The 24,083-nt window shown below is 58.3% G+C and carries 16 protein-coding genes; 10 read left to right on the forward strand and 6 right to left on the reverse strand.

Annotated features, from left to right (window positions below):
- Positions 1-650 precede the first annotated feature (650 nt).
- The 8 genes from VH564_RS00005 to dhaL (VH564_RS00040) all read left to right on the forward strand — a co-directional run bounded on the left by VH564_RS00005 (position 651) and on the right by dhaL (VH564_RS00040) (position 9,726).
- Complete coding sequence (locus VH564_RS00005) at positions 651-2,129, forward strand: sugar ABC transporter ATP-binding protein (protein ID WP_423337787.1); 1,479 nt, start codon at positions 651-653, stop codon at positions 2,127-2,129.
- 61 nt (positions 2,130-2,190) lie between these two features.
- Positions 2,191-3,195: an ABC transporter permease gene (locus VH564_RS00010; RefSeq protein ID WP_423337788.1), complete on the forward strand. Its 1,005-nt coding sequence runs from the start codon at positions 2,191-2,193 to the stop codon at positions 3,193-3,195.
- Between the two features lie 84 nt (positions 3,196-3,279).
- Positions 3,280-4,266, forward strand: coding sequence for a substrate-binding domain-containing protein (locus VH564_RS00015; protein WP_423337789.1), 987 nt, complete (start codon positions 3,280-3,282; stop codon positions 4,264-4,266).
- A gap of 59 nt (positions 4,267-4,325) precedes the next feature.
- Positions 4,326-5,099 (forward strand): SDR family oxidoreductase, encoded by a 774-nt coding sequence (locus tag VH564_RS00020; protein WP_423337790.1) that lies wholly within the window; start codon positions 4,326-4,328, stop codon positions 5,097-5,099.
- Positions 5,100-5,127: 28 nt separating this feature from the next.
- Positions 5,128-6,120, forward strand: coding sequence for a dihydroxyacetone kinase subunit DhaK (locus VH564_RS00025; protein WP_423337791.1), 993 nt, complete (start codon positions 5,128-5,130; stop codon positions 6,118-6,120).
- Positions 6,121-6,130: 10 nt separating this feature from the next.
- Positions 6,131-6,775, forward strand: coding sequence for a dihydroxyacetone kinase subunit DhaL (gene dhaL, locus VH564_RS00030; protein WP_423337792.1), 645 nt, complete (start codon positions 6,131-6,133; stop codon positions 6,773-6,775).
- A gap of 160 nt (positions 6,776-6,935) precedes the next feature.
- Complete coding sequence (locus VH564_RS00035; RefSeq protein ID WP_423337793.1) at positions 6,936-9,032, forward strand: bifunctional sugar-binding transcriptional regulator/dihydroxyacetone kinase subunit DhaK; 2,097 nt, start codon at positions 6,936-6,938, stop codon at positions 9,030-9,032.
- Positions 9,033-9,072: 40 nt separating this feature from the next.
- On the forward strand, positions 9,073-9,726 hold the full coding sequence (gene dhaL, locus VH564_RS00040) for a dihydroxyacetone kinase subunit DhaL (RefSeq protein WP_423337794.1): 654 nt from the start codon (positions 9,073-9,075) through the stop codon (positions 9,724-9,726).
- A 391-nt stretch (positions 9,727-10,117) separates the two neighbouring features.
- On the opposite strand, the gene VH564_RS00045 is transcribed toward dhaL (VH564_RS00040), so the two are convergent.
- From VH564_RS00045 to tmk, 3 genes are all read right to left on the reverse strand, one after another.
- Positions 10,118-10,375, reverse strand: a complete 258-nt coding sequence (locus tag VH564_RS00045; RefSeq protein ID WP_423337795.1) for a hypothetical protein — start codon at positions 10,373-10,375, stop codon at positions 10,118-10,120.
- Positions 10,376-10,478: 103 nt separating this feature from the next.
- A complete protein-coding gene (locus tag VH564_RS00050; protein ID WP_423337796.1) occupies positions 10,479-15,035 on the reverse strand; it encodes a hypothetical protein in 4,557 nt (1,518 codons plus the stop codon).
- Positions 15,036-15,345: 310 nt separating this feature from the next.
- Complete coding sequence (gene tmk / locus VH564_RS00055; protein ID WP_423337797.1) at positions 15,346-15,957, reverse strand: dTMP kinase; 612 nt, start codon at positions 15,955-15,957, stop codon at positions 15,346-15,348.
- Between the two features lie 44 nt (positions 15,958-16,001).
- On the opposite strand from tmk, the gene VH564_RS00060 reads away from it, so the two are divergent.
- Together VH564_RS00060 and dgt are read left to right on the forward strand one after the other, a co-directional pair.
- Positions 16,002-17,387 (forward strand): B12-binding domain-containing radical SAM protein, encoded by a 1,386-nt coding sequence (locus VH564_RS00060; protein ID WP_423337798.1) that lies wholly within the window; start codon positions 16,002-16,004, stop codon positions 17,385-17,387.
- 162 nt (positions 17,388-17,549) lie between these two features.
- The gene (gene dgt / locus VH564_RS00065) at positions 17,550-18,881 is read left to right on the forward strand and encodes a dGTP triphosphohydrolase (RefSeq protein WP_423337799.1); all 1,332 of its coding nucleotides are present in this window, start codon (positions 17,550-17,552) and stop codon (positions 18,879-18,881) included.
- 276 nt (positions 18,882-19,157) lie between these two features.
- Here the strand turns inward: dgt and VH564_RS00070 are convergent, their stop codons facing one another.
- Genes VH564_RS00070 through VH564_RS00080 form a run of 3 tightly spaced genes read right to left on the reverse strand, consistent with a single transcriptional unit; the run spans position 19,158 to position 24,042 of the window.
- Entirely contained in the window at positions 19,158-20,525 is a 1,368-nt protein-coding gene (locus tag VH564_RS00070) for a hypothetical protein (protein ID WP_423337800.1), read from the reverse strand.
- The gene (locus VH564_RS00075) at positions 20,519-22,306 is read right to left on the reverse strand and encodes a hypothetical protein (RefSeq protein WP_423337801.1); all 1,788 of its coding nucleotides are present in this window, start codon (positions 22,304-22,306) and stop codon (positions 20,519-20,521) included. The genes VH564_RS00070 and VH564_RS00075 overlap by 7 nt, the downstream gene beginning before the upstream one ends.
- Positions 22,303-24,042 (reverse strand): hypothetical protein, encoded by a 1,740-nt coding sequence (locus VH564_RS00080; protein WP_423337802.1) that lies wholly within the window; start codon positions 24,040-24,042, stop codon positions 22,303-22,305. The genes VH564_RS00075 and VH564_RS00080 overlap by 4 nt, the downstream gene beginning before the upstream one ends.
- Positions 24,043-24,083 lie beyond the last annotated feature (41 nt).

Below are 24,083 nucleotides of genomic sequence, written 5' to 3' on the forward strand. Positions count from 1 at the left end.
TGACCGTCAAAGTCTATTCATAAGCTCGATATCTCTACCGAACCCGTCAAGCTCCGCCGCCCACGTTTCTCTTTCTTCTCTATATTCAATTGTCAAAAAACCGACTTGAGTTCTAAAACTCAGTCAAAACCTTACCGACGAGATAACCGCCTTTCAGCAAATCACCCCAACAAAGTCTGCAGTTTCATTCGAAACACCAGAGCGAAGTCGTTCGTCAGCGCCAGAAGCGCCGCCGTCTTCGTCAGTGAGCGGCTTATAGGCCCTCACCCTCGGAATAGTCAACAGGGGATTTGAAAGAAAATGAAATTGGTCGCCGAAATCCGCAGTTTTTATTCCCGGGCTGGACCCGCCGCACCCTGCAGATGCGATCTTTCGGGCAATTTACGGCAATCACAAGAGATTTCACGCTGTGCCACGCCCCACCGGCACCCGACAGCCAAATGATTGTGTGTGATTCGTGACGGTCGCGCGAATCACCGCCGCCCCTCTTGACCCGATCGTTTTGGCGTCACCTTCAGAATGGCAAGATAGCTGCTTGACAAATGTCGTGCGTAAACTGACTATTGTCAGCAGCAGCGTCGAAATGGAGATAGACGCTGCGACTGCCGTCCACCCGCCACCTGGGTCGACGGCCAGAGGAGGACAACAGCGTGGATTATCTTCTCGACGTCGAGGGGCTGAAGAAGTCGTTCGGGGGCGTTGCGGCGCTCAAGGACGGACGCTTTCAGCTGAAGGCCGGGTCGGTGCACGCGCTCTGCGGCGGCAACGGCGCGGGGAAGTCGACCTTTCTCAAGATCCTCATGGGAATTCACAAGCGCGATGGTGGCTCGATCCGCCGCAGCGGCAGGCTGGTGGAATTCGCCGGTCCCGGCGATGCGCTTGCTTCGGGCATCGCCATCATCGAGCAGGAACTCAGCCCGGTCCCGCACATGACGGTGGCCGAGAACATCTATCTCGGGCGGGAGCCCTCCCGGCGCTTCGGCGGCATCGATTTCGCCACGATGAACCAGAATGCGCAAAAGCTGCTCGACCAGCTGGAATTCCACATCCGCGCCAACCAATATATGATGAACCTTTCCGTGGCGCAGATGCAGCTGGTGGAAATCGCCAAGGCGCTCAGCCACGATGCCGAAGTCATCTTCATGGACGAGCCGACATCGGCCATCGGCGAGAAAGAGGCGCAACAGCTTTTCAAGACGATCGTCCGTCTGAAGGCCGCCGGGAAGGGCGTGGTCTATGTCTCGCACCGGCTGTCGGAAATTTTCCAGATTGCCGATGCCTATACGGTGTTTCGCGATGGCGCCTATGTCGGCAGCGGCGACCTTGCCGATATCGACCGGCCGAGCCTGATCCGGATGATCGTCGGCCGCGAGCTTGGCGAGGAATATATCAAGACCAACGTCCCGACGGACGACATCGGTTTCGAGGTTAAGGGCCTGACGGCTGCCGGCAAGATCGAGGATATTTCCTTCTCGGTGCGGAAGGGCGAGATCTTCGGCATCTACGGGCTGATGGGCTCCGGACGGACGGAGATCTTCAACTGCCTGTTCGGGCTCGACAAGGCAGATGCCGGCGGGGTGAAACTGCATGGCGAGGCTATTACCGTCTCGAAGCCGTCTGAGGCGATGAAGCACGGGATCGCCTTCGTCACCGAGGATCGGAAACTGACCGGGCTCAACCTCGACGACAGCGTGCGCGGCAATATCGCCATGGCGAGCCTGCCGGAGATGAGCCCCAATTTCCTCATGCGGCGGCGGGAAGAGCAGGCCGCCAGCACGAGGATGATCTCGCATTTCGGCATCAAGGCGGCGCGCGACACCATGCCGGTTTCCGGCCTTTCCGGCGGCAACCAGCAGAAGGTCGTGCTCGGCAAGTGGTTCCTGCGCGATCCGAAGGTGCTGCTGCTGGATGAGCCGACGCGCGGCGTCGACGTGGGAGCCAAGCGCGAAATCTACCGGATCATCTGCGATTTCGCGGCGGCCGGCGGCACGGTGGTGATGATTTCCTCCGAGATCGACGAGGTGCTCGGCATGTCGGATCGCATCCTCGTCATGCGTGACGGGCGCTCGGCCGGCATCTATCCACGCACCGAGGCGAATGCGGAGACGCTGGTTCATCTGTCGACTTAGCGGCCCCATGGGGCCTGCCCTAAATCATTCCATGCCCGGTACGTTCAAGAGGTTATGAAAAGTGTCACTCTCCGATAACAACACGACAACCGGCTGGTTCAATTCCGAGCGCCGGAGACTGCTGCTGCAGGAATACGGGATCTTTCTCGCGTTTCTACTGCTCTCGCTGATCCTGTCGGTTTCGAACGAATACTTCCTGACCTCGGGCAACATCTCGAACATCCTGTTGCAAACCTCGATCAACGGTGTGCTGGCAATCGGCATGACCTTCGTCATCCTGACGCGCGGCATCGACCTTTCGGTCGGCTCGGTCGTTGCCTTCGCCGGCATTGTCAGCGCCAGCCTGGCGACGACATCGGCGACTGCAGGCGTTTTCGGCGCACCCTATCCGCCCTATGTCGCGCTTGCCGTCGGAATACTCGTCGGCCTTGCCTGCGGGACAATCGTCGGGATCATCGTCTCTCGCTTTTCCGTCCCGGCCTTCGTCGCTACCCTCGGCATGCTGTCGGCGGCACGCGGCATGACCCTGATCTATGGCGGCGGCAAGCCTGTTCCGGGCTTGACGCCAGAATTCCGCTGGATCGGCACCGGCAATATCGTCGGCATTCCCATGCCGGTCGTCATCCTTGCCATCGTCTTCGTTGCGTCATGGTGGGTTCTCAACCGGACGCGGTTCGGCCGCTACATCTACGCCGTCGGCGGCAACCCGCACGCGGCCAAGACATCCGGCATCAACGTCACCCGCATCCGCTTCGTGGTCTACACCATCTCGGGCGCGCTAGCCGGTCTGGCCGGAATGATGCTGTCGGCGCGGACGGGGTCGGCGCTGCCGCAGGCGGGCGTCGCCTACGAGCTGGACGCCATTGCTGCAGTGGTCATCGGCGGCACGAGCCTTTCCGGCGGCGTCGGGCGGGTCACCGGCACACTGATCGGCGCCCTCATCATCGGCGTGATGAACAATGGCCTCGATCTGCTCGGCATCCAATCCTACTACCAGCAGGTCATCAAAGGAGCGCTCATCGTCGGCGCCGTGATGCTCGATCGCAAACGCAATCATGGTCAGTGACCAGGACATTCGGGTGGCAAACGCCGCCCGCAACGAAACGGCATGCCACAATGGCAGCCGGGAATCTCTATGGAGGAGAAAGAGATGAAGAGACTGCTGATTGGCCTTATCGCCAGCGTTGCCATCCTTGCCGCACCGGCGATGGCACAGGACAAGAAACTCAAGATCGGCGCCACGACCTATGGCCTGAACGCCGAATTCATGCAGCTCTGGTCGGCCGCGCTGAAACAGCACCCGGCCGTCAAGAGCGGCGATGTCGAGCTGACGGTGTTCGACGGTCGTTATGACGCGCTCGTCCAGCAGGAGCAGTTCAACACGATGATCACGCAGAAATTCGATGCGATCATCTTCGTGCCGATGGATGTCGAGGCCGGCGCGGCTGCTGTCCAGGCAGCCCATGATGCCGGCATCCCGGTCGTCGGTTCCAACGCTCGCGTCAATTCCGACCTGCTGACGTCCTATGTCGGCTCGAACGACGTGCTCGCCGGCGAGATGGAAGCCAAGGCCGTTCTCGACAAGATGGGCTGCAAGGGCAATCTCGTCATCCTCGAGGGCCCGATTGGCCAGTCCGGCCAGATCCAGCGGCTGGAAGGCAATCAGAAAGCACTGAAGGCCTGCCCGGACGTGAAGGTTCTTGAAATGCAGACGGCCAACTGGTCGCGCGCAGAAGCCCAGACGCTGATGGAAAATTGGCTGACATCCCATCCTGGCCAAATCAAGGGCGTCATCGGCCAGAATGACGAGATGGCACTGGGTGCGATCGAAGCCATCAAGGCGGCCAAGCTCAACGTCGCTGACTTCGCCATTGCCGGCGTCGACGGCGTGACCGATGCGATCAACGCCGTCAAGGCCGGACAGATGGCATCGATCCTGCAGGACGGCAGTGCCCAGGCGCAGGGTGCCCTCGATGTCGCCATCAAGGCAGCACGACCTGACTACAAGCCGGTCTCCAACGTCTGGACCCAGTATCCCGACATGAAGTGGGCCGACGGCAAGGAAAAGGACTACCTCGTCCCCTGGACCCAGGTCACAGCCGAGAACGCCGACAAGCTGCTGGAATCGCGCAAGTAGGACATGGGTGAGAGGGGCGGCCATGCCGCCCCGATCCCATCAGACCGAGAATGGAAACGATGACCGACACAGCCCCACAGATTGACCTCAACTTCCCGCTGACCGGCAAGATCGCCCTCGTGACCGGGGGAGCCTCCGGCATCGGCGCGGCGATCGCGGATGCCTTTGCCGCCAAGGGTGCCACCGTCGCGGTGCTCGATATCAATGCCGAAATAGCTGGGCAGAAGGCCGATGCGCTTGGCAATGGCGCACGACCCTTCGTCTGCGACGTATCGAATCCCGGCTCGGTCAGCACAGCGGTGGCCGATGTACTCTCCGCTTTCGGCGGGATCGATATCGCCGTCAACAGTGCAGGCGTCGTCTTCCTGGCGCCGGCCGAGGATCTGTCGCTCGATTATTGGGACAAGACGATCAACATCAATCTCAAGGGCAGTTTCCTGGTGACGCAGGCCGTCGGACGCGCGATGATCGCAGCCGGCAAAGGCGGCAAGATCGTCAACATGGCGTCCCAGGCGGGAACGGTTGCGATCGAGGACCATGTCGCCTATTGCGCATCGAAGTTCGGTGTCATCGGCATGTCGAAGACTTTCGCCGCCGAGTGGGGCAAACATGGAATTTGCGTCAACACGATTTCGCCGACCGTCGTGCTGACGGAACTGGGCAAGAAGGCCTGGGCCGGCGAAAAGGGCGAAGCCGCCAAGAAGAGAATACCGACAGGCCGTTTCGCCTATCCCGAAGAAATCGCCGCCGCCGCCGTGTTCCTGGTTTCGGAAGGCGCGAATATGATCAACGGTGCCGACCTGCTCATCGATGGCGGCTATACAATTCTCTGAGCGGCAGCTTCGGAGCCAAGGAGATATCATGCAACGATTTATCAATGATCCGGACCAGGTTGTCGAAGACACCGTCAAGGGGTTCGTCAAGGCCCATTCCGATATCCTTCGCCTCGGGGCGAACCCGCGCGTTGTTGTCGCCAAGGATGCCCCCGTTGCCGGCAAGGTCGGCGTTGTCACCGGCGGCGGCTCCGGCCACGAGCCCGGCTTCATGGGCTATACCGGGCGAAACATGTTGGACGCGGTTGCCGTTGGCGAGCTTTTCTCATCGCCGACCGCGAAGAGTTTTCACGATGCCATCCGCGAAGCCAATGGCGGCGCGGGCGTCGTCTGCCTCTATGGCAACTACGCCGGCGACAACATGAATGTGAAGATGGCCGTTCGGCTGGCCGCGAAGGACGACATCGAGGTTGCGACCGTGGTCGCGAACGATGACGTCTGCTCCGCACCGCCGCACGAGCGGGAAAAGCGGCGCGGTGTCGCCGGTGAAATCTTCATGTGGAAGATCGGCAGCGCGAAGGCTTCGCAGGGCGGCAGTCTCGAGGAGGTTCGCGCGATCGCGCAGAAGGCTATAGACAATTGCCGGTCCATCGGTGTCGGGCTCGGGCCATGCACGCTGCCGGCCGTCGGTCATCCGAATTTCCAGATCGAGCCTGGCACCATGGAGGTCGGCATTGGCCACCACGGCGAGCCCGGCGTTCGCGTCGAGCCGCTGAAGACGGCCGAAGCCATAGCCAAGGACATGGTACAGATCGTTCTCGACGATCACAACCTTGCTCCCGGAACCGAGGTCGCGGTACTGGTATCGGGTCTTGGCGCCACGCCGCTGAACGAACTCTACATCCTGAACGACACCATCGAGACGGAAATCACCGCCCGTGGGCTCGTCATCCACAAGACCTATGTCGGCAACTATTTCACCTCGCTCGAGATGGTCGGAGCAACGCTCACGGTGCTGGCGCTCGACGAGGAGATCAAGCCGCTGCTCGAGGTCGAAACCAACTGCACGATGAAGCTCTGAGGGTATCTCCATGCAAACATTCAAGAACGCGGCGAGCGCATCGATCGTCATTTCGATCGCCGACCGTATTATCGAAAATCGGGCCTATCTCAGCGAAATCGATGGAAAGATCGGCGATGGCGACCATGGCGTCAACATGGCCAAGGGCTTCGGCATGGCAGCTGAGCGGCTGAAGGGCCAGCAGGATGCGACGCTGGGAGAGGCTTTCGAACTTCTCGGCTCCGTCCTGATGAACGAAATCGGCGGCTCGATGGGGCCGCTCTATGGCGTCATGTTCACGGAGTTCGCCGAGCATCTGGCTGGCCGCGAAGACATCGATCCCCCGATCTTCAGCGCGATGCTGCATGGCGGGCTTGAGGGCATACAGTCGATCGGTTCCGCCAAGGTGGGCGACAAGACGCTGCTCGATGCCCTCGTTCCGGCCATCGACGCGTTCGACGCTGCGATTGGGGCGGGCGAGCCGTTCGACAGTGCCCTCGGCAAACTGGTGGTGGCGGCCGAGGACGGCCGCGATTCAACGCTCAATCTGGTTGCCAAAATCGGCAGATCGGCGCGGCTGGGCGATCGTTCGCTGGGCGTTCTCGACGCCGGCGCGACGTCCTGTGCGATTATCCTGAAACAGCTCTGCCAGTCGGTCCAGGAGCGACTTCTGTGATATTCAACGCTGAGACCGTCGCTATCCATCACGATCGGCCTTGAAGGCAACGGCCCTGCCCTCGGCTTGGCCGTTGCTTTTCGGCGATGTGCTTGATCTCTTGCAAAGCCACGCTATTGCTTCCAAACTCGGAGAGCGAACAGGGAGACGGCGCGGTTAAATGACAGTGAAACCATCCCAGCCGCGCAAAGCAGGGTTGTCCAAGCCGGAGCTCTCGCAAGCGCCGGAAGGCATGCCGCTGCGCTACGGCGACGATCCTTATGTCTGGGCCTGCTGGCTCTACTACGAAGACCGTATGACGCAAGGCGACATCGCCGATGCGATGGGCATCTCCCGCGCGACAGTCAACAGCTACCTGGCTGAGGCGCGTGAGCGCGGTATTGTCAACATTTCGATCGAACCCGGTCGGCTGGCGTCGCTGACCGTGGCCCAGGAAATCAAGCATCATTTCGGTCTTGCCGACTGTCTGGTCGTGCCGAGCGACGACAGCGCCCGCCCATTGATCGAGCGGCTCGGCGCGGCTGGCGCCCAGGCTCTGCAGCGCTTGCTAAAATCGGGCGATACGCTAGCCGTTTCCTGGGGCCGCACGGTGCTTGCCGTCGGCGAGCGCGCCTCCGCACCGGGGCTGCAGGACGTGACAGTCGTCCAGGCAACCGGCGGCACACGCGCCACTTTTGCCTATACACCGGAACTCTGCGCCTCGTCGATCGCCGAGGCGGTCGGCGGCCGGTTGATCAATATCTCCGCGCCGGCGATCGTCACCAACCCCGAGGTTCGCGACCTGCTGTTGCGCGAGCCGCTGATCGAAGGCCAGTTCGATATCCTCGCGCGCGCCAACAAGGCACTCTTCGGGATTTCGTCGTTGCGCCCGAACTCGACCATCCACACCAGCGGTTTCTTCGAATCGGTATCGCTGCAGGATTATCTGGCAAGAAATGCGGTCGGCGTCATTGCCGGCCGGTTCATCGACGGTCACGGGCGAGCGATCACCGGCCCACTCGATGATCGGACCATCGGCATCTCGCTGGAGACGCTGAAAAACATAGGGCTGCGTATCGCTATCGCCGGCGGCTTCGACAAGGTGCCCGCCATTCTAGCAGCGCTTCGCGGCGGTTACGTCGACATGCTCATCACCGATGCCGCGACGGCTCGGGGTATTCTTAATGCCGATGGCGTGCCGGACGTCGACCGGCGGATGTCGCAGCGGTCGAAGCCGGACGCCGCGCCGTCGCCGCCGTCGCACCAGCGGATCTACACGAAAAAGTTTCTGAACAACCCCGACAAGGTCGTCGAGCAGATGCTCGACGGGATCGTCAGGGCACATCAACGTCATCTCCATCCGCTCGACCGGGCAAAGCGGGCCCTGATTGCCCGCGATGGGCCGCGGCCCGGCAAGGTCGGTCTGGTGATTGGCGGCGGTGCCGGTCACGAGCCGGGTTTCTACGGCTATGTCGGCAAGGGGCTTGCCGATGCGGTTGCGATTGGCAACATCTTTTCATCACCGCCGCCCGCCCCCATCCTGCAATGCACGGAAGCCGCCTCCGGCGGCGAAGGCGTTCTCTACGTCTACGGCAACTATGCCGGCGATGTCATGAACTTCGAGATGGCGGCAGAACTGGCCGAAGCGAAGGGCATCCCGATCCGTACGGTATTGACGACCGACGACATTGCCTCTTCGCCGCTCGAGGACCGGGAGGGAAGGCGTGGCGTCGCCGGCAACTTCTTCACGTTCAAGGCGGCGGGCGCCGCCTGCGATCTGGGTTTTCCGCTCTCGAAATGCGAGGCGCTGACGCGCAAGGCCAATGCGCGTACCTATACCGTTGGCGTCGCCCTGGAACCATGCTCCATGCCGCAGACCCGTCGTCATAATTTCGATATCGGCCCTGACGATATCGAATTCGGCATGGGCATCCACGGCGAGCCGGGCGTCTCGCGGGAAAAGATGATGACTGCCGACGCGATCACCGACAAAGTCATCGATCGTATCTTCTCGGAAATGAAGCCCGCTGCGGGGGACAGGGTCGCCGTGCTTGTCAACTCATTTGGAGCGACACCGCTGATGGAGCTCTACATCCTGTTTCGAAGGGTCGAGCAGCGCCTGGCGGCCAGGGGTATTGAGATCGACGCGAATTGGGTGGGGCACTATTTCACGTCGCTCGACATGGTTGGCGCGTCGATTTCCTTGCTGCATCTCGATGACGACCTCAGCATGCTGCTGAACCATCCCTGTGACGGCGCGGCTTTGAAGGTTATATAATTTTGGATCGGGGAGGAGCCCGACCGATGGAGGATCGCAGATGTCTGTCAACACCGCGCGGGTTCTGGTGCGCATGTTCGGTGATATATCGTCGGCAATCGACGCCGAAAAAGATCGTCTGACCGCGCTCGACGGCGCGATCGGCGATGCCGACCATGGGATCACCATGTCGCTTGGCTTCAACGCCGTGACGATGGAGCTGGCTTCGATGGACCTCGAGCAGGCAACGGGCGGAGCAATTTTCACCCGTGCAGCCACGGCCTTCCTGAATGCCGTCGGCGCCTCCACCGGCCCTCTCTATGCAAGCGCATTCCTGAGAGCCGCCAATGTGCCCGAACCTGACGAAAGACTGACGACCGCCTACCAGGTCGGGCTGATTGAAGCCTTGGCTGTCGGGATAGGGGAACGCGGAAAAGGCCAGCGCGGGGACAAGACGATGCTCGACGCCTGGATCCCGGCGATGGAAGCGGCCATCCACGCCGAAGCCTGCGGCCTGTCGTCCGATCAGATGTGGCGCAAGATTATCGAGGCGGCGGATGCAGGCGCGCAGGCCACAGCATCCATGATCGCCGCCCGCGGTCGCTCGGCGCGGCTTGGCGAGCGATCGCTCGGCCATATCGACCCCGGCGCCGCTTCTGCCGCCATCATTCTCCACGCAATGAAGAGAAGTTTCGTCAATGGTGAGGAAGGGTGAGCTGGCAACATCACCGCACGGCTTCGCAGCGGCCAGCCACCACCCATAAACGCAAAAATCCCGCAGCCTTGGCTACGGGATCGTGTGATTGATTTGGTTGCGGGGGCCTGATGGCATGGAGACTTGTAAAATCGACTGCCTTAGTGGGATGCGGATAGAGGATCAGGATATTCCTGGTCCGCTTTCGAAGAGACTAAACAACCATAACAAGCCTTTAGCCTCGTCGCTCGATGCCGCTGCATGATGACTGTCAACAATAGTCGTCGATCGAGTCGCCAAGTTCCTCCCCGGCCAATTCGCAGAAGTGCTTGAGGGCACCGTTGAGACCAAAGAAAGTGTTTTCGCTTCTGTGATGGAAAAAACCGTCCTGGATTGAGATATGAGCCACCGCTCAATCCTTCACTGTTTTTCCAGCGAAGCGAGTGAGAACGATCAGATCATCGTCCTTAAGACGCCGGTCGACCACGAGGCTTGTGGAAAAATGATTGCGTGCGAACACGCTTCCGAAAGAGAGGCGCGACTCGTAAAGAAGTAGGGCGTCATCGGTTAATTCCTCTGGGCACGCTGGGAATTCGGTTGGGATCTTCCAGCGGACCTGAAGCGCAAGCGGGGTCAAGGAAGGATAGAGTTTTTCTGCCTCGTTGAACACTCCTCAATCCTCGCCTACAAACAACAATTCAAAGTTCTGGTATCCCGGCTTTCAAATGCCGTGCCGCCGACCGGCTGGTTCTCTCATTGGATTGTGAGACAACTCAACGCTCATGTTTCTTGAACAGGTCGTCTACACCGCGTAGATCCAACGTAAGCATCTGGTCGATGACGTCCAGCAGACGCCTCCGGAGTGCCGGATCACGCTCGGAATTTACATATTCCCGGTTCAACAAATCGTTGAGCTGATGCAACGACATATCATGTTGGCCTGCTCCCTCAGTCGCCACGGCTTGCAAGACCCTCTCCGCAGCCGCTACCACGAAGTTCGACACCGAAATTTGTGCTTCCTCGAGGAAGTGAAGAAATGCGAAGGTTTCCTCTCGAAAGGCATCGCTCGCAAGAAAGGGCGTCGCTAGTTCATCTGCTAGTTCCGGTTGATCGCGCGGAACATATCGGAAGACCTCAGCCGCCTTCCTGCGGACGCCCTCGTCCCCGTCATTGAAAAACTTCCGTACCTTATTGAAAGCGCGATCCCTGAAAGTTGCCTCAGCGACGGCGTTACAGGCGATATCTGCTGACAGGAGACGCGCGTTGATGTCTTGGTTTTCCAGCCGGTCGGCCCATTCGACATAATCGCCTTCGTGATAACTAGAGCGCATAACATGCCACGCAGCCACAAGTCTGATGCGTTCTTCGTTTGACGCTGCCATCCGCTCGATTAGGCGGCGACCAACATCCGGTATCTGGTGGACAATGTATGGCATCAACGACACCGCAGGTCGGGTCAAAAGAACGACAAGGCCGCTTTGTGAACCTGAGACCTCTCCGACGAGGGCCTCCAACAACTCGGCGCATCGTATCTTGTCGATATTGAACATTGGTGCCAGAGGCCCAACAAGGCAACATCGAACACTGAGGTCAGATTCCGCAACCACCCTTCGCTCAACCAAATCTCGGGCTTCCGCAGTCCGCGCCGGCACCTTCCACAATACCTGTGTTAGTGCTTCCAGCGCCGATCCCCGGACACTGTTGATTCCGCGAATAAGAATGTGCCCGCCTTGCTCCAGAAGATATTCGATCGTCACAAGTTCGGTGCTGGCAAAGCTTTCGCTCAGCTCAGCTTTTCCGGGTGCGCTGCCGTTTTCCGCGTACCATACAAGAGCGGACCAGAGTTCGTCACGTTCGCAAAGCTCAGGGTGATTGTGAAATGCGCGACATATGATGTCTCCGAACGGCCGATCTTGCCAACCATGAGCTATGAGCACGGCCGCCTCGAGATCGTTGACCTCTATTGCCTCGGAATCGAGTAATCCTTCGATGAATGCGCGGATGTATGAGTCGTCGGCATCTGAAGGCAACCTGCCTAATAGCGACCTGAAACGGCATGGATCGACTTTAACCGTGGCTTTCAGGACGGACGAGAGCTGACGCGCACCACCGATGTATCTGTCTTGCTGTTTCGATCTATGGTCGCCACCATATCGAGCCATTGCGTCGATCCAATTATCGTCGCTCATGTACCTGGCGCGACCAAGCGAAATCGGAGAATCAACGGACCTCATACGCGTGCTTGTTGGCTCATCAACCTCGTGCGTCTTGAATTTCCTACCAAGTTCCGCCAACCGCTTTCTCGCGGATGCTCCGAGATTTTCCTCTCCAATCGTGTGCAGGATGCAGAACTGTCTGTGCCCGGATACGGAAAGGTAGTGCATCGCGTGGGAGCGCTCTCCGGCGGAAGCCCTGGCTTGGGTGACCTCTGACGCTGCTTGGGCCGCGTAGTCTATCTCGGGCCAGTAACGTAGAAGGAAACATTCTACGTCGAGTGCCGAGACTGCATCCAAATGCGGGAGCGCTGCGCCAGCGGCGTCCGCGAACGACCTCCATTTGGCCCCCTCCCAGCCTGCTTCGAGAACTTCCGGCAACTCGACAAGAGGAAGCAGGAGATCGGCAAGTTGTTTCGGGTTTGCGCTAATTGTCTCGAGATGCAGGTGAATTGCGACCTCGTGCAGCCGCGGATCTATCCTGCCGAGCAACACCCGCGCTGTGTCAGGGTTGGTTGCTGCAACAGCCTGTAGAGCAGCGCGCATCAATTGGATCAAACGGTCCGCGCCGAAGCCGGCAGTCCCCATCTGACGGAAATAAAACGTGTAGTCTCGTTCGCCCCCTTCTTCTTTGGCATTGATCACAGCGAAAGATCGAGTCAATGCCTCAACAGTGCCCTCCAGCAAGGCAATGGGCGATTTCTTCCCCAGTTCAGCCAGAGAATGGATGTCTCTTTGCTTGAATACGTCGCGCGCGAACGGCTGATCACCCGGATTGGCGTCGTACCAGGTGTTAAAGTAAACCTTCAAAATCGAGGCTGCATCTTCGGCAGCTTCACTCGAAGCCCATCGCGCGATCAACAACTCCTGGCGAATGTCGTCGCCTGCGAATAGGTTCGAAGGTCGAGATGCGACGACGCGGCAACAAAGGCCCACAAGTGACGGCGCGGCAGTTTGCTGTCGCATATGGCTGAACCAGTTTAAAAGCTCGCAGCCTCGCGCGTCGTTTCCATCCCACCAATTATCGAGGAGCTTCGCTATAGCCTCCGACCTTTCGCCTGCGATTTTCTCCAGAAACCAAAGCAAAGCTCTCTTACGTGGCTCGGCTTCGCTATCCAGTTGCCTTGCGAGCCATTGGTGTTCAACAAGAACGTCGAACCAGCCACCAGTCCCCAGAATTGCATCCCGCACCAAAACCGGAAACGCGACATCCGGAGTGTCGAACGCCAAAACAATGTCTCGTTCTTCCGGGGCTGGCGAGGCTAAAGCGGCCAACCACTTGGCAACCGCGACCTTAATATGAACGCGGACGTAGCTGGAATTGAAGATGCCACTGAGTTCATCGAGATATCTTGAGAAGTCACTCTGCCTAATGCTCTCCAAGATCTGACGGACCTGCGTTCGTCGGAAAAGGTGTTGCTCGCTTGAAGTGAGGAGATCAACAATCGTCTGGTTTTTTGCCACGAAGGACCGGGCAAACATGTAGTCAAAGAAGCTTTCGTGAAAGAAGCTGACCGTGCCACGTGATCGCGAAATCAAGTGCTCCGAGGACAGAATGTCCGCGCTACGCGCATAATCGTCGAGTACCGCGACCGGAGCGTCAAGTTTTTGCCTTGAGCTCATCCAGTCACTCAAAGCGCGCAGGGGCAACGCCAGGGGCCAGTTTGGCGGCTCGCGATTGTCGTTTAAAGCCCGCTCCTTTTTCAATAGGAGCTTGCCGAACAGATCGTTGCGGCTGGAAAACTGGGTGTCCGTTTCGTTAGCAAGCTCGGCGAAGACCGCAAGGTTCAGCGGCAGGCAGAGTAACTCGCGCTGCGCCGCGTCCAGTTTATCGGCCTGCACACCGAGTTCTCCAAGCACGGGAGCAACATCGCTGTTCCACTGGAGCAATGGAACATCGAACTGTCGGAAATCCTGCCGTTGCCGCAGTAACTTAATGCGTTCATCGTTCTCTATGTCGAAGCTTCGACAGATCAGAACAACCCGAACCGTCGAATATCGGCGTGCCTCCTCCACAATCCTCATGACGGCATTGCGAGTAGTGCCGTTCCGGCCAGATATTTCACTGATCGCGTCGAGCTGATCGATCACAAGAACCGATAGTTTGTCCGGAGATAGTCCTTTCAAAATCGTCGCGGGGCTTTCGCATATGCCAAGAACAGATTCGCCGAGGGCTTCTGGCGACCGACAGTTCAAATGATAATCCACTCGAAACACCAGGTGCAGTATATCGCGCTCGGCTAGTCCGTTGACCAAATCCCGGACGATTCCCGATTTCCCCGACCCGGCAATGCCCGAAAGCATTACGACACCCGCTCCAGCTTTGTCTTCGAGAGAAGCGATTATCTCGGCCGCATGCGCACGCTTTATGAGGTGACCGGCTGCGCCGAATGGAATGTAAGACTCAAGATAACTCTTATTCTCGGAGGCAAGCCGCGCCCGAATTGTTGGGCGCAGAGACCAGTCTTTAAAGCGGAGCTCGGTCTTCGCGGTGAGCTCTTGCCGCACAACATCTGTGGTGAGGTCGCGGTTTAGTCTTTCCTCAAGGTACCCACGAACTACAGAAAATACAGTTTCCGGGTCATTCTGGAATAAGAGACCGGCATAATTCTCGATTGCCGCCTTGATTTCTTCCTGTGGCAACGTGCGAAATTCGCAATGTCGGAGAAGATTGAATGCACGCTCGGCATCCATCTCGGCGACCACTAGGAATTCTTGGAATTTTTGCCTTGGCGTTGCTGCCAAAGCGCCGTCAAAGTCTTGAAAATCTTCCGCGTACCGTGCCTTCGAAGCTAGTTCAAACAAATCGACGGCAGGGCTTTGGGACACGAAAACACAGTGATCGCCGGCAGCAATTCGCGACGAGAACGCCTTGACCACTCCCTCACGATGAAGTGCGCGAGGCGTCCAGTTCTGTCCCTGAGCGGTTATCTTGGTTTGGTGCCAAGCCTTCTGTTGTCCGTCATCGACGACGAATTCAAACCCGTTAAAAGCTTCGCTGATGCCTTCGAGGCGCATTGACACCGCACGCCCTTGAACGACATCCAAAAGCTGGCGAACCGCCCAATAAGCCTCGTAGATGTTCCCGAATTTGTCTGCTACGCCGCCGCCGAACAAGCTCCCTCCCAATCGACTTTTATGACGCCGCGTATCGACCAAATGCACGCGACTTAGCGGCCAATCACCTTGTCCACCATTCCGTGGAATCTAGTGCGTCTACCGAGTCGTTCTGGTGGCCCCGTGCTGCCCTAACCAACGCCCGATCCTCTTTCACCGTCGCCTATTTCTTGTTCCCAAGAGAGACCATTTGCAATGTATTGCCGAGAAAACGCAACCTACATCTGCGACTTGTTCAATGGTATCCGGGAATTCATTCCAGAACTGGTCGCACCCTCCGATAAAAAACGAAAGCTAGCGCGCCCTCATGTTACAGCAAGTTTGCAATTCTCGACCAAATGTCGGCAGCCACCTCCTCCTCTGCGCGGTCAGCATTCACTAGATGGCAGCGGTCGGGATCGTTCGCTGCGGCCGAACGGAAGCCATCTGCAATCTGCACGAAGTTCCGCCTGTCCTCAGCGGGATCGCCGGGACCGTCCTTCCGGATTGTCCTGCGTGCCGCAGCACTGTCTGGCGGCAAATCGAGAATAATAGTCGCATGCGGGCGGGCGTCACCGACAACAGCGTGCAGAACGGCGTCGTGGAGAGGTCTGAGATCCTCCGCCGCGCCAAAGACTTGCAGGGCGTAGGTCGAATCGAAGTAGCGATCCGAAACGACCCAGTCCCCGCGGGCCAAGGCAGGGCCAATCACGCTCCTGGCGTGGTCGTACCGTGCCGCGTTGACCAACAGCAGTTCCTCCACACGCTCAAGCTGCCGGTCACCTTGGGTCAGGATGGCGCGAATTTCTTTTCCGAGCCGGCCGCCGTCGGGTTCTTTCGTTTGCACGACGCTCCTGCCTTCTGCGCGCAAGCGCTCGACAAGGCGTTTGACCTGCACGGATTTTCCGCTTCCGTCTATTCCCTCAATACTTACAAACGGCAAGTTGAACTCCTATATTACTATGCCGCGCCGAAGGAGGGCAGCTCATGGCTCTATCAAATGTTGTTGTCTTTGTCTCCGCGGGTATGTCCGCCCCTAAAAAGCGCGACCACTCCCTCGCCCGCAGACAGCTCTATCTCAACTACGGCGCCTTGTCGTTGGCAACGACGTTGCAACTCAAGGGATATGAAACGTTTCTGCTTCATGGGGAGCATAATACGCCGGAGGTGGCAATGGAGCGCCTCGTGGCAAGGGGCGCGCTGCCCTCGTCCTTTCCACTTATGGTGTCTATCCCGAGCTTCTATGCCCTCGATTGGGCCAAAGCGTTCTGCGCGCTTGCAAAGAAGGCGGATCCAGACTGTCGGATCATTGTCGGAGGCAGGTGGGTGGTCGGGCCCGATGTCGCGTGGTTGCGGACCAAGTTGCCCGAGGCCGATATTCTCGTCGAAGGGCTTGGTGAGCCGATGGTCGAAAGCCTTCTGAGCGGGAATCCAGATCTTCGCAGACTGTCGGCGCCGACCCCCGGGTTCACTTTGAATCACCTGCTGGTGGACGGCTACGAGAGGTATCAACCGAGCGTGGAAACCTCTCGCGGTTGTGGCATGAAATGCGTCTTTTGCGAGGAGCGCGATATCCCGCTTGAGAAGCTGTGCGATCCGGACGACCTCGCCGCATCGATGGCTCTCGTCCAGGAGCAGTACCGCGGAGCTGCGATCCACCCTTACCTTCAGGCGTCGATGTTCGCGCCCAGCCGCCAATGGAGCGAGCGCCTCGCTTCGGCCATCGAGCGCATGGGGCTCCGAATCGAATGGCGGACGGAGACCCGGGTGGACGCCATGACACCTGAAACGGTCGCGGCGCTGGCGCAGGCGGGGCTGAAAGTCATCGACCTTGGGCTAGAGACAGCGTCTCCGACCCAAATTCTGGCCATGGGCAAGTCCCGTGATCCGGACAGGTATCTCCGACGCGCATCCGACCTCGTTGAGGCGTGCCGCAAACACGGCGTGCGGGTCAAAGCAAATGTGCTGCTCTATGCAGGTGAAACACAGCGGACCCTCGATGAAACGACGGCATGGCTTGACAACCACGCTTCGGCGATCGCAGGCGTGTCCGTCGGGCCCGTCATCGCCTACGGTCCGCCCAAGACGGCCGACCCGTTGCTTAGCGATTGGATTGCCCGAGGGGCAAGTCCTGTTGATCCGGCGAGCGCCGAAGCAACCGGCATCACGGTGATGCACTTGAGCAAGGACTTCGACGCCAGCGACGCCGAGGCGGTAAGCCTATCGTTGTCTCGCCGATTTATGGATACGAATTCCTATTTCGAGCTCAAGTGTTTCAGCTACTATCCGAGAGATTACACCCGCGCCGATTTCGACAGGGACGTCGCCGCTGCCGATCCAGCTCGACTGCCCTTCACGCTGGAGCCCGCGTGAGCCACTGGCAATACCTGCGAACCGACAGCGGGTGTTCGCATCGCACTCGCTGGCCAATGGCGGCTGCGCCAGACACGCTCTAATTCTGTATCTGCGCTTACATAACTGTCTTGACGGCGACTAACGTGATAGTTGTGGCGCACTGTTATTTGGAGAAACCCCGTGGATTGGCAAAACCTCCTCTACCGCAGGCGTTTATGCGACGCGAATTACGTTGAGAAAACCGATCGACCGACGTTCATTCAGGACGCCGACCGAATTACTTTCTCTGCTCCCTTCCGTCGTCTTGCCAACAAGACGCAAGTCCATCCCCTGTACGAAAACGACCACCTACACCATCGACTGATCCACAGCGTCGAGACGGCGAGCGTCGGCCGCTCCCTGGGCATTGCCGTCGGCGACTGGCTCGAGAAGGAGCACGGCCTCGGTGCCGGCGAAAAGTACGTCGTCGCCGGGATGACGCAGGCAGCTTGCCTTGCCCATGATATAGGGAATCCGCCCTTCGGACACTCGGGCGAGGCGGCTATCGGAAGCTGGTTCGCGGAGAGCTTCCGCGGTCCGTCCGAACTGTTCGGCGCGATCGAGACGCCGCTTCGATTGGAGTTCCAGGATTTCGAGGGGAACGCGCAGGGCTTCAGGATCATCAGCAGGCTTGAGATGTACCGGAACGAGGGCGGCATGCGCCTCTCGATGGGCGTGCTTGGCGCCTTCGCGAAGTATCCGGTGACCGCCAGGGTCCGCGCCAAGGCAAAGCAACCGTATCGCGGGCTCAAGAAATTCGGCGTGTTCGAAAGCGATGCCGAGCTGTTCGCCCAAGTCGCCGAAGCGGTGGGGCTGCCCGTGGAAACCATAGGCGCCGATCGCTGGTGGCGCCGCCACCCGCTTGTCTTCCTCGTAGAGGCCGCCGACGACATCTGCTACAACATCCTCGATCTTGAGGACGCCTACGCGTCCGGCGACTTCAACGAGGACATCGTCCTGAAGCATCTTCGGTCGCTCGCCGGCATCCCCAACGTCGACCTAGCCGACCGAACGACCGATGAGATCATCGCCTATGCCCGGGCGCGCGCTATCGGCTCGGCCATTGATGCCTGTGTCGCGGCCTTCAAGGAAAACTATGAAGCGATCATGTCGGGTTCTTTCTCGGGATCGCTTATCGAGGTCTCCGCTAGAAGCGGGGAATTCGCCGCGATTGAGAAGCTGTCCAGGCAGCGCCTGTTCACCTCTCCCCGCAAGACGGAGCTGGAAGTCTTCGGCCGGAACGTCGTACATGGGGTGCTTGATGGACTGATCGGCGTCATCGAGCAGTTGCGCGCTGGGAATTGGGAGCAGGCCGGGCTTGACGGTTACCACGAGCAGCTTCGCCGGGCGGCCAACCTCGATTTGCGCGACGTTAAAGACGAATACACAGCTCTCCACGCGCTGACTGACTATGTGTCCGGGATGACCGACCGTTACGCCGTCAAGATCGCCAAGCTCGTCGCCGGGGTCTAGGCGTCAAGTAAGCTGGCATTTAACTTGCGCGTGTCAATCCGCTCACTACGCGACGAGCGTCCCAAGATTCAGAAACCTACTGGATTTTCAATTTCTTGGATCATAACAGCACTCTCAACATGCTCTGATTGCTCTGCCCCCAAGACTGTCCCGAGAACTGGAGGGAAAGTTGGTCTCAGGTCACTTTGGAACGGCAACTTTGGGGCCGAGAGCAGCCCGTCAGCTTTAAGACTGTGGACTGACAAAGTGGACAAGTTCTATCGTAGTCGAGTGGCTTTACGACCATGCGTAAGTCATCACCTTTTTCCAACGGAGTGATGTAACGCCATGCTTTACGGCATAGGATGCACCGAGCGTACAGGCATGCAGATGGACGATCCGTGCATTCTTGACAATTGCTGTCTGCTGCGCCTCAGCGCCAATGTACCGCTCAATCAGGAAAATATGGGATACGTCGTTGGCTTGGTCTTGCCCGATTAATTCTGTGACTGCGAGGATATATCGGTTGGGGATCACCTTTGTATTTTCCAGATCGCGCGCGCCGTCGATCAGGCTGGTTATCGCCTGCTGGTAGAGTCGGTTGGCGTACTCGCGTACCGGCATGAAATGACGCGGGGCTGTGCCACCGATAAGACTTGAACTCCATGCGGCGAACGTAACCGGAATGGGAACCAAGGGCCTGAGCGGCGTTCCTTGAGAGATCGCCTCCTCTCGCTGAGCACCCCATTCCTCGAAGCGCTCACCAAGTGAAGCATCTTCAGGCATATAGATTCGAAATTTGGCCCACTCGTTGCGATCGAGTTCAGGAAATGTAAGCCCCACGATCGGGCTTCTCTCGCTCCCAGTGCTGTTCAGACGCGGCCGACCACTGAGGTAGAAATCGGAGCTCTTTCCCATCGGAGGCGCGGGTTTGACGAAGGTCTTGCCGTCGACCTCAAAGGCCGTATCAAGGATTGGTCCCTTCGTCATATCGGCTGACACGCCATTGATGATCGCATCCGTCATTGCGCACTCGGCGTAACCATGAAACGCCTTCCGCAGCGCTTCGTACTCCGGGAAGGCCATATCAAGGGAGATAGGAACATAATTGATCGGCCATAAAGCGATCGTATCGAAACCATCGCTGTGAAGGTAGGCGCCGGCAACAACAACGCCGTCGATTTGTTCAGTATCATTTCGTGCACGGCGGCCCGCCATTTCAACGATTTCATCATGATCAAGCGCCGTGTTGGCGTTGTTGACGATCATCAGAATTGATCGTTTCGTCTCCGGAAATTCGGATCGAGATTGTGCGAGCTGCCCCTTCGCGCTCTTAACCGCGCCCTTAATCGGGCCTTCCATCGTGCGATCGTAACTCCGCCGTCCGGCCAGATCGAGACGCTCGCGATCTAGGACATGAACCGGTCTTTCCGGGTCGAGCACGGTGAACAAAGCAGCAAGCTTGGCCTGCCGATCTGCTTTGCTCAGGCCTTCGTCATCAAGAATCTTTAGCTCGATCACTGCATTGCCGACGACGTAGTCGGCGTTTCTAGCAGCTCGCCGGTCGTGATCCGGATGGGCGCGTCGGCCACCTGCACGCTCCACAATATCATTCACAATCTCTTCGGTGAGAGGGCGAATCCTTGTTGTCGCAATCCCTAACATGCGTCGTAACCCGTTGGATGCTGTCCGTCCTCAACATGTGGGCCGATTGCGGGGAGAAGGTCGCGCCAGACCTGTGGTGGAACAGGCAGTCGGTGACATCGGCACGCTGTGAGCACGATCGGCCAATGGCCAAAGCGGACCGCGGACAAAGCATCGTAATGTGGGTTGTTGGTGGCCTCTTCTAATACGAAATTCAGTGCATCCCGCGAACCCGCTGTAACAGGAATGTCGGTGAGGACGGCACCGTGATTGTCCTGCCCCAGGTAAATGTTGTCTTCGCTGTCGTCGTCCGGGAACCATGTCTGAAATGTGCAATGGGCGAGCGATTTAGTCTTGAACTCCGCCAGTTCGTCGAAGACGTCCTGTTTGCCCCTAGCTGCTGCCCATTGCGCGAGCATCGGATACAGAATACTGCCCTCGGTGGAATTTTGACGATATTCCTCGCTACGTTCGGACGGATGAACGATAAGATCCCAATAGGACGGACTGATCACTGGATACCGACCATGAGCGTTGAATGCGAAAATACTACGGCTGACCAGTTCTTCCGTCCATTGATCTATCGCGCCGTGCATGGCAGGGCGGCAGGCGAGAAACGTGAAGGCAAGGCCAATATCAATTGCCTGCCAATCACCGATCGGAGACAATAGCGCGCGATTGTTGCTGACGATTTTCATAAGCTGTATGCAGAGTCCGTCGATCCGTGCCAGCGTTGCTTTGTTGACTTCGGCGAGCATTGTGGGGAGCGTTCCGAAATAAACCTCATCGAGCACGACAGGACCTCTGGTTGGCGCGAGTTGCCACACGAGCCATAAGCCTCGCAGCGCCAGGCGCCCGACCAATTCAAATAGCTTAAGGTTTACATCAAGCGATGCATAGGATCCAACTGCCGATGAAAGCGCGTGCCTGGCATCGGCGTGCGGCAAGATTTTTTTCTCGAACAATTCGTCCCAGATCGCGAAATGAAGCTCGAAAAGCTCGTTGATGACAAAGCCCGCTGCTTCTGCCGTCTTTCCTGAGCGCGCGACATCGGTCTTTAGCAGATGCCAGACCTCAAGCTTGGCGCGTTCACTGGCCCGATAAGGCGCTTCCACATTGTTCGCCTCGCGTGCCCACACGAACATGATCCACAGGCAAATATTTATCATCCGGGCCTGAGACAGCCGTGCCGTCGCGGTAGAGCCGGGCGTATCCGCCACCGCGCGCAGGAGCTTGCCAAAATGATCGAGTGCGATATCGGGTTCCTCAACCATCGCGACGCTCTTGCGCAGATGGCTTCGCAGTACGTGCGGCAGCAAGCCTTCGCGCAGTATACCGCGGAGGATGACGTCCGCTAATCGGTCTCCATTCCATTCTTCGTAGCTGACGCGTGCGGTGGTGTTTCGGGTCATATAGCCGGTCACTTCAGCTCGAACCTGCTCATCAATCGCACCGCCGAACGTAAGGCAAATAGCGATCGGCAGCGCTGCATACTCGGGCGGAATACGGCTAGCGATGTAGTGATCGAGTATTTCGTCGAGGGATGGCCTGAGACTTTGCGGCGAGGACGTATTCCACTCATTGCGGTCGAGGTCGCCAGATTTGACCGAGAACAGATGGACGCGGCGAACACCATCACGTCCGTTGCCGACTGCCGCGACGTCGACGCCATATTGGCGCGTTCCCCGCGCGGGACGCGAGTACACTGTAAATCCTAGCTCGGTAAGCAAATCGGGCAACACGGCGTCAAGTTCACCGCGTTCGCGCAAGGAAGCGAGATATTCACGAATGACAAGCTTCACGGCTGCGGGCCTCGCATGGCGCGGAAAACCCGCAGTTTGTAGTCAAGATCGAACGGTTCGAGAATGTCGAGACGTGGCGCCTCGATACTATGGCTGAAGCTGTGCATCTTGGTTTCGTTGCGTTGCTTCTTGCCGTCTGACCCTCCGAAGTAGCTGATCGAACGATTGCCATAAAGCAGGACCGAACGGCTCACAAGTGACATGAGCACCGACCTCTTCTCTGCTTGCTTGTGTACCTGCCGCATAGACTGTTGCTGGCGATGACCCTCGATCAGCCGCTCGCGTTCCGAAGGACGCAACTCCTTGATCCGACCAGCTTTGCGCAGACCCTCAATGTAAGACTCCAGCCGAGCGAGCAGATCTGTAATGATGTGATGTGCAGTGTCGTTTTCATCTTTGGCGCGTTCTTTTAGCCAATGCGCCAATGCGCCCGAAAAGTTGATCAACAATGGATCAAAGAGAAGCTCGACGAACACTTCGCGGCGGGCCTCACTGACGCTCGGAATAAGCCCGAGTATCAGTGAGGCAGCCGTGATTGGATGAATGAACAGATAGCCGATCGCACGATGGGCGAGCACGATTTTATCGGCATCTGGTCGCTCGAGAGTGGCATGGTCGACCCCAAGAATTAGCGCCGCATCGCCATGATGACTTCCAACAAGCGACATAGCTGCATGGCCCAAATTGTAACTGAGAGACAGCAGCCAGGCGATGATCACTTTCGCCAGTTGATCGGGTGGGAGTTGAAGCAGCGAATAGGAAAAGCTATCGAACTCTTTAAGTGAGCTAAGCTCGTCATGTGCCACGATCAGCGGCGAGATCAAAGAGAGCGCTTCATCCAGCCGTCCACTTGTAACAAGTTTACTGCCCGCGGCGTCGATATTGTCGAGCGTCCCGCGGTTGCCAGGCGCAACCCGTTGTAGAATTGCTGTGACGCATGCCACGATTTTCGGGGACAGTTCCTCGCCATGAAACATCAGTTCGAGCGAAAGCTGATGGATTGCGTGATCACCGACTCGTAAAGTAGCAGCCTTAAGCAACCTGACCGCCGAGGCTTCCACATCGGGATGGGTACGAGCTATCTCGCACATGGCGGTGACGATATGGCCGAGCGAATTGTCGTCGGCAGTAGGACTGGCGGAAAACAGCGCATCGACAGCACGGCCACACATCTCCTGGCTCCCGAGGGCGATGGTTCCGACTACTTTCGCTGCGGCCGAGCGCGCTGGTGCAGCCGCGCCTCCGAGGTATGCAATCGCCCTGGTGAGCGCCTCGTCAGGCGACCGCGTTGCGAGAACCTGGAGGCCTAGGAAAATATAGCTAGCATCCTCTGGGTCTTGTTCGTTTACCGCGGAGAGCGTTGCCCGAGCACGGTCACCTTGCTCGGCCCATGTTCGAAAAGCGCCATTCGGGCTTCCGGAGGCAAGATCATCACCCGCGCGTGCAACCAAAGACTTCACTGCGGAAACCATCGCGGGCACCTCGGCCTGAAGAGCCGGAATGAGTTCGCAATAGACGTGCATGGCCACAAAGAAGTCATGTTGATTTATCGAAGAACTGGAAATCGTACGTGCGGGTTCGAGAACGTCGATCATCCCCTCATTGTGGAGCTTGATAAGCGTTGCTTTAAACACTTTGCCAGCGTCATCACGGTGATGGCGTCGCATGCGCTCGACGAATAGCTCGAGGAGCTCGCCGCTCGCGTAACGCTCGATGATTTTTTGCTCGTCTGTCATTGTCCTCGTGCCGCCGAGCGGAAACTCCGCCCCCTCAGTAT

Source organism: Rhizobium sp. HT1-10, assembly GCF_049472505.1.
Lineage (GTDB): Bacteria > Pseudomonadota > Alphaproteobacteria > Rhizobiales > Rhizobiaceae > Rhizobium.

Coding starts and splice junctions, on each gene's coding strand:
- VH564_RS00015 (WP_423337789.1), top strand. CDS start 3,280: ATGAAGAGACTGCTGATTGGCCTTATCGCCAGCGTTGCCATCCTTGCC.
- VH564_RS00020 (WP_423337790.1), top strand. CDS start 4,326: ATGACCGACACAGCCCCACAGATTGACCTCAACTTCCCGCTGACCGGC.
- VH564_RS00025 (WP_423337791.1), top strand. CDS start 5,128: ATGCAACGATTTATCAATGATCCGGACCAGGTTGTCGAAGACACCGTC.
- dhaL (WP_423337792.1), top strand. CDS start 6,131: ATGCAAACATTCAAGAACGCGGCGAGCGCATCGATCGTCATTTCGATC.
- VH564_RS00035 (WP_423337793.1), top strand. CDS start 6,936: ATGACAGTGAAACCATCCCAGCCGCGCAAAGCAGGGTTGTCCAAGCCG.
- dhaL (WP_423337794.1), top strand. CDS start 9,073: ATGTCTGTCAACACCGCGCGGGTTCTGGTGCGCATGTTCGGTGATATA.
- VH564_RS00060 (WP_423337798.1), top strand. CDS start 16,002: ATGGCTCTATCAAATGTTGTTGTCTTTGTCTCCGCGGGTATGTCCGCC.
- VH564_RS00070 (WP_423337800.1), bottom strand. CDS start 20,525: ATGTTAGGGATTGCGACAACAAGGATTCGCCCTCTCACCGAAGAGATT.
- VH564_RS00080 (WP_423337802.1), bottom strand. CDS start 24,042: ATGACAGACGAGCAAAAAATCATCGAGCGTTACGCGAGCGGCGAGCTC.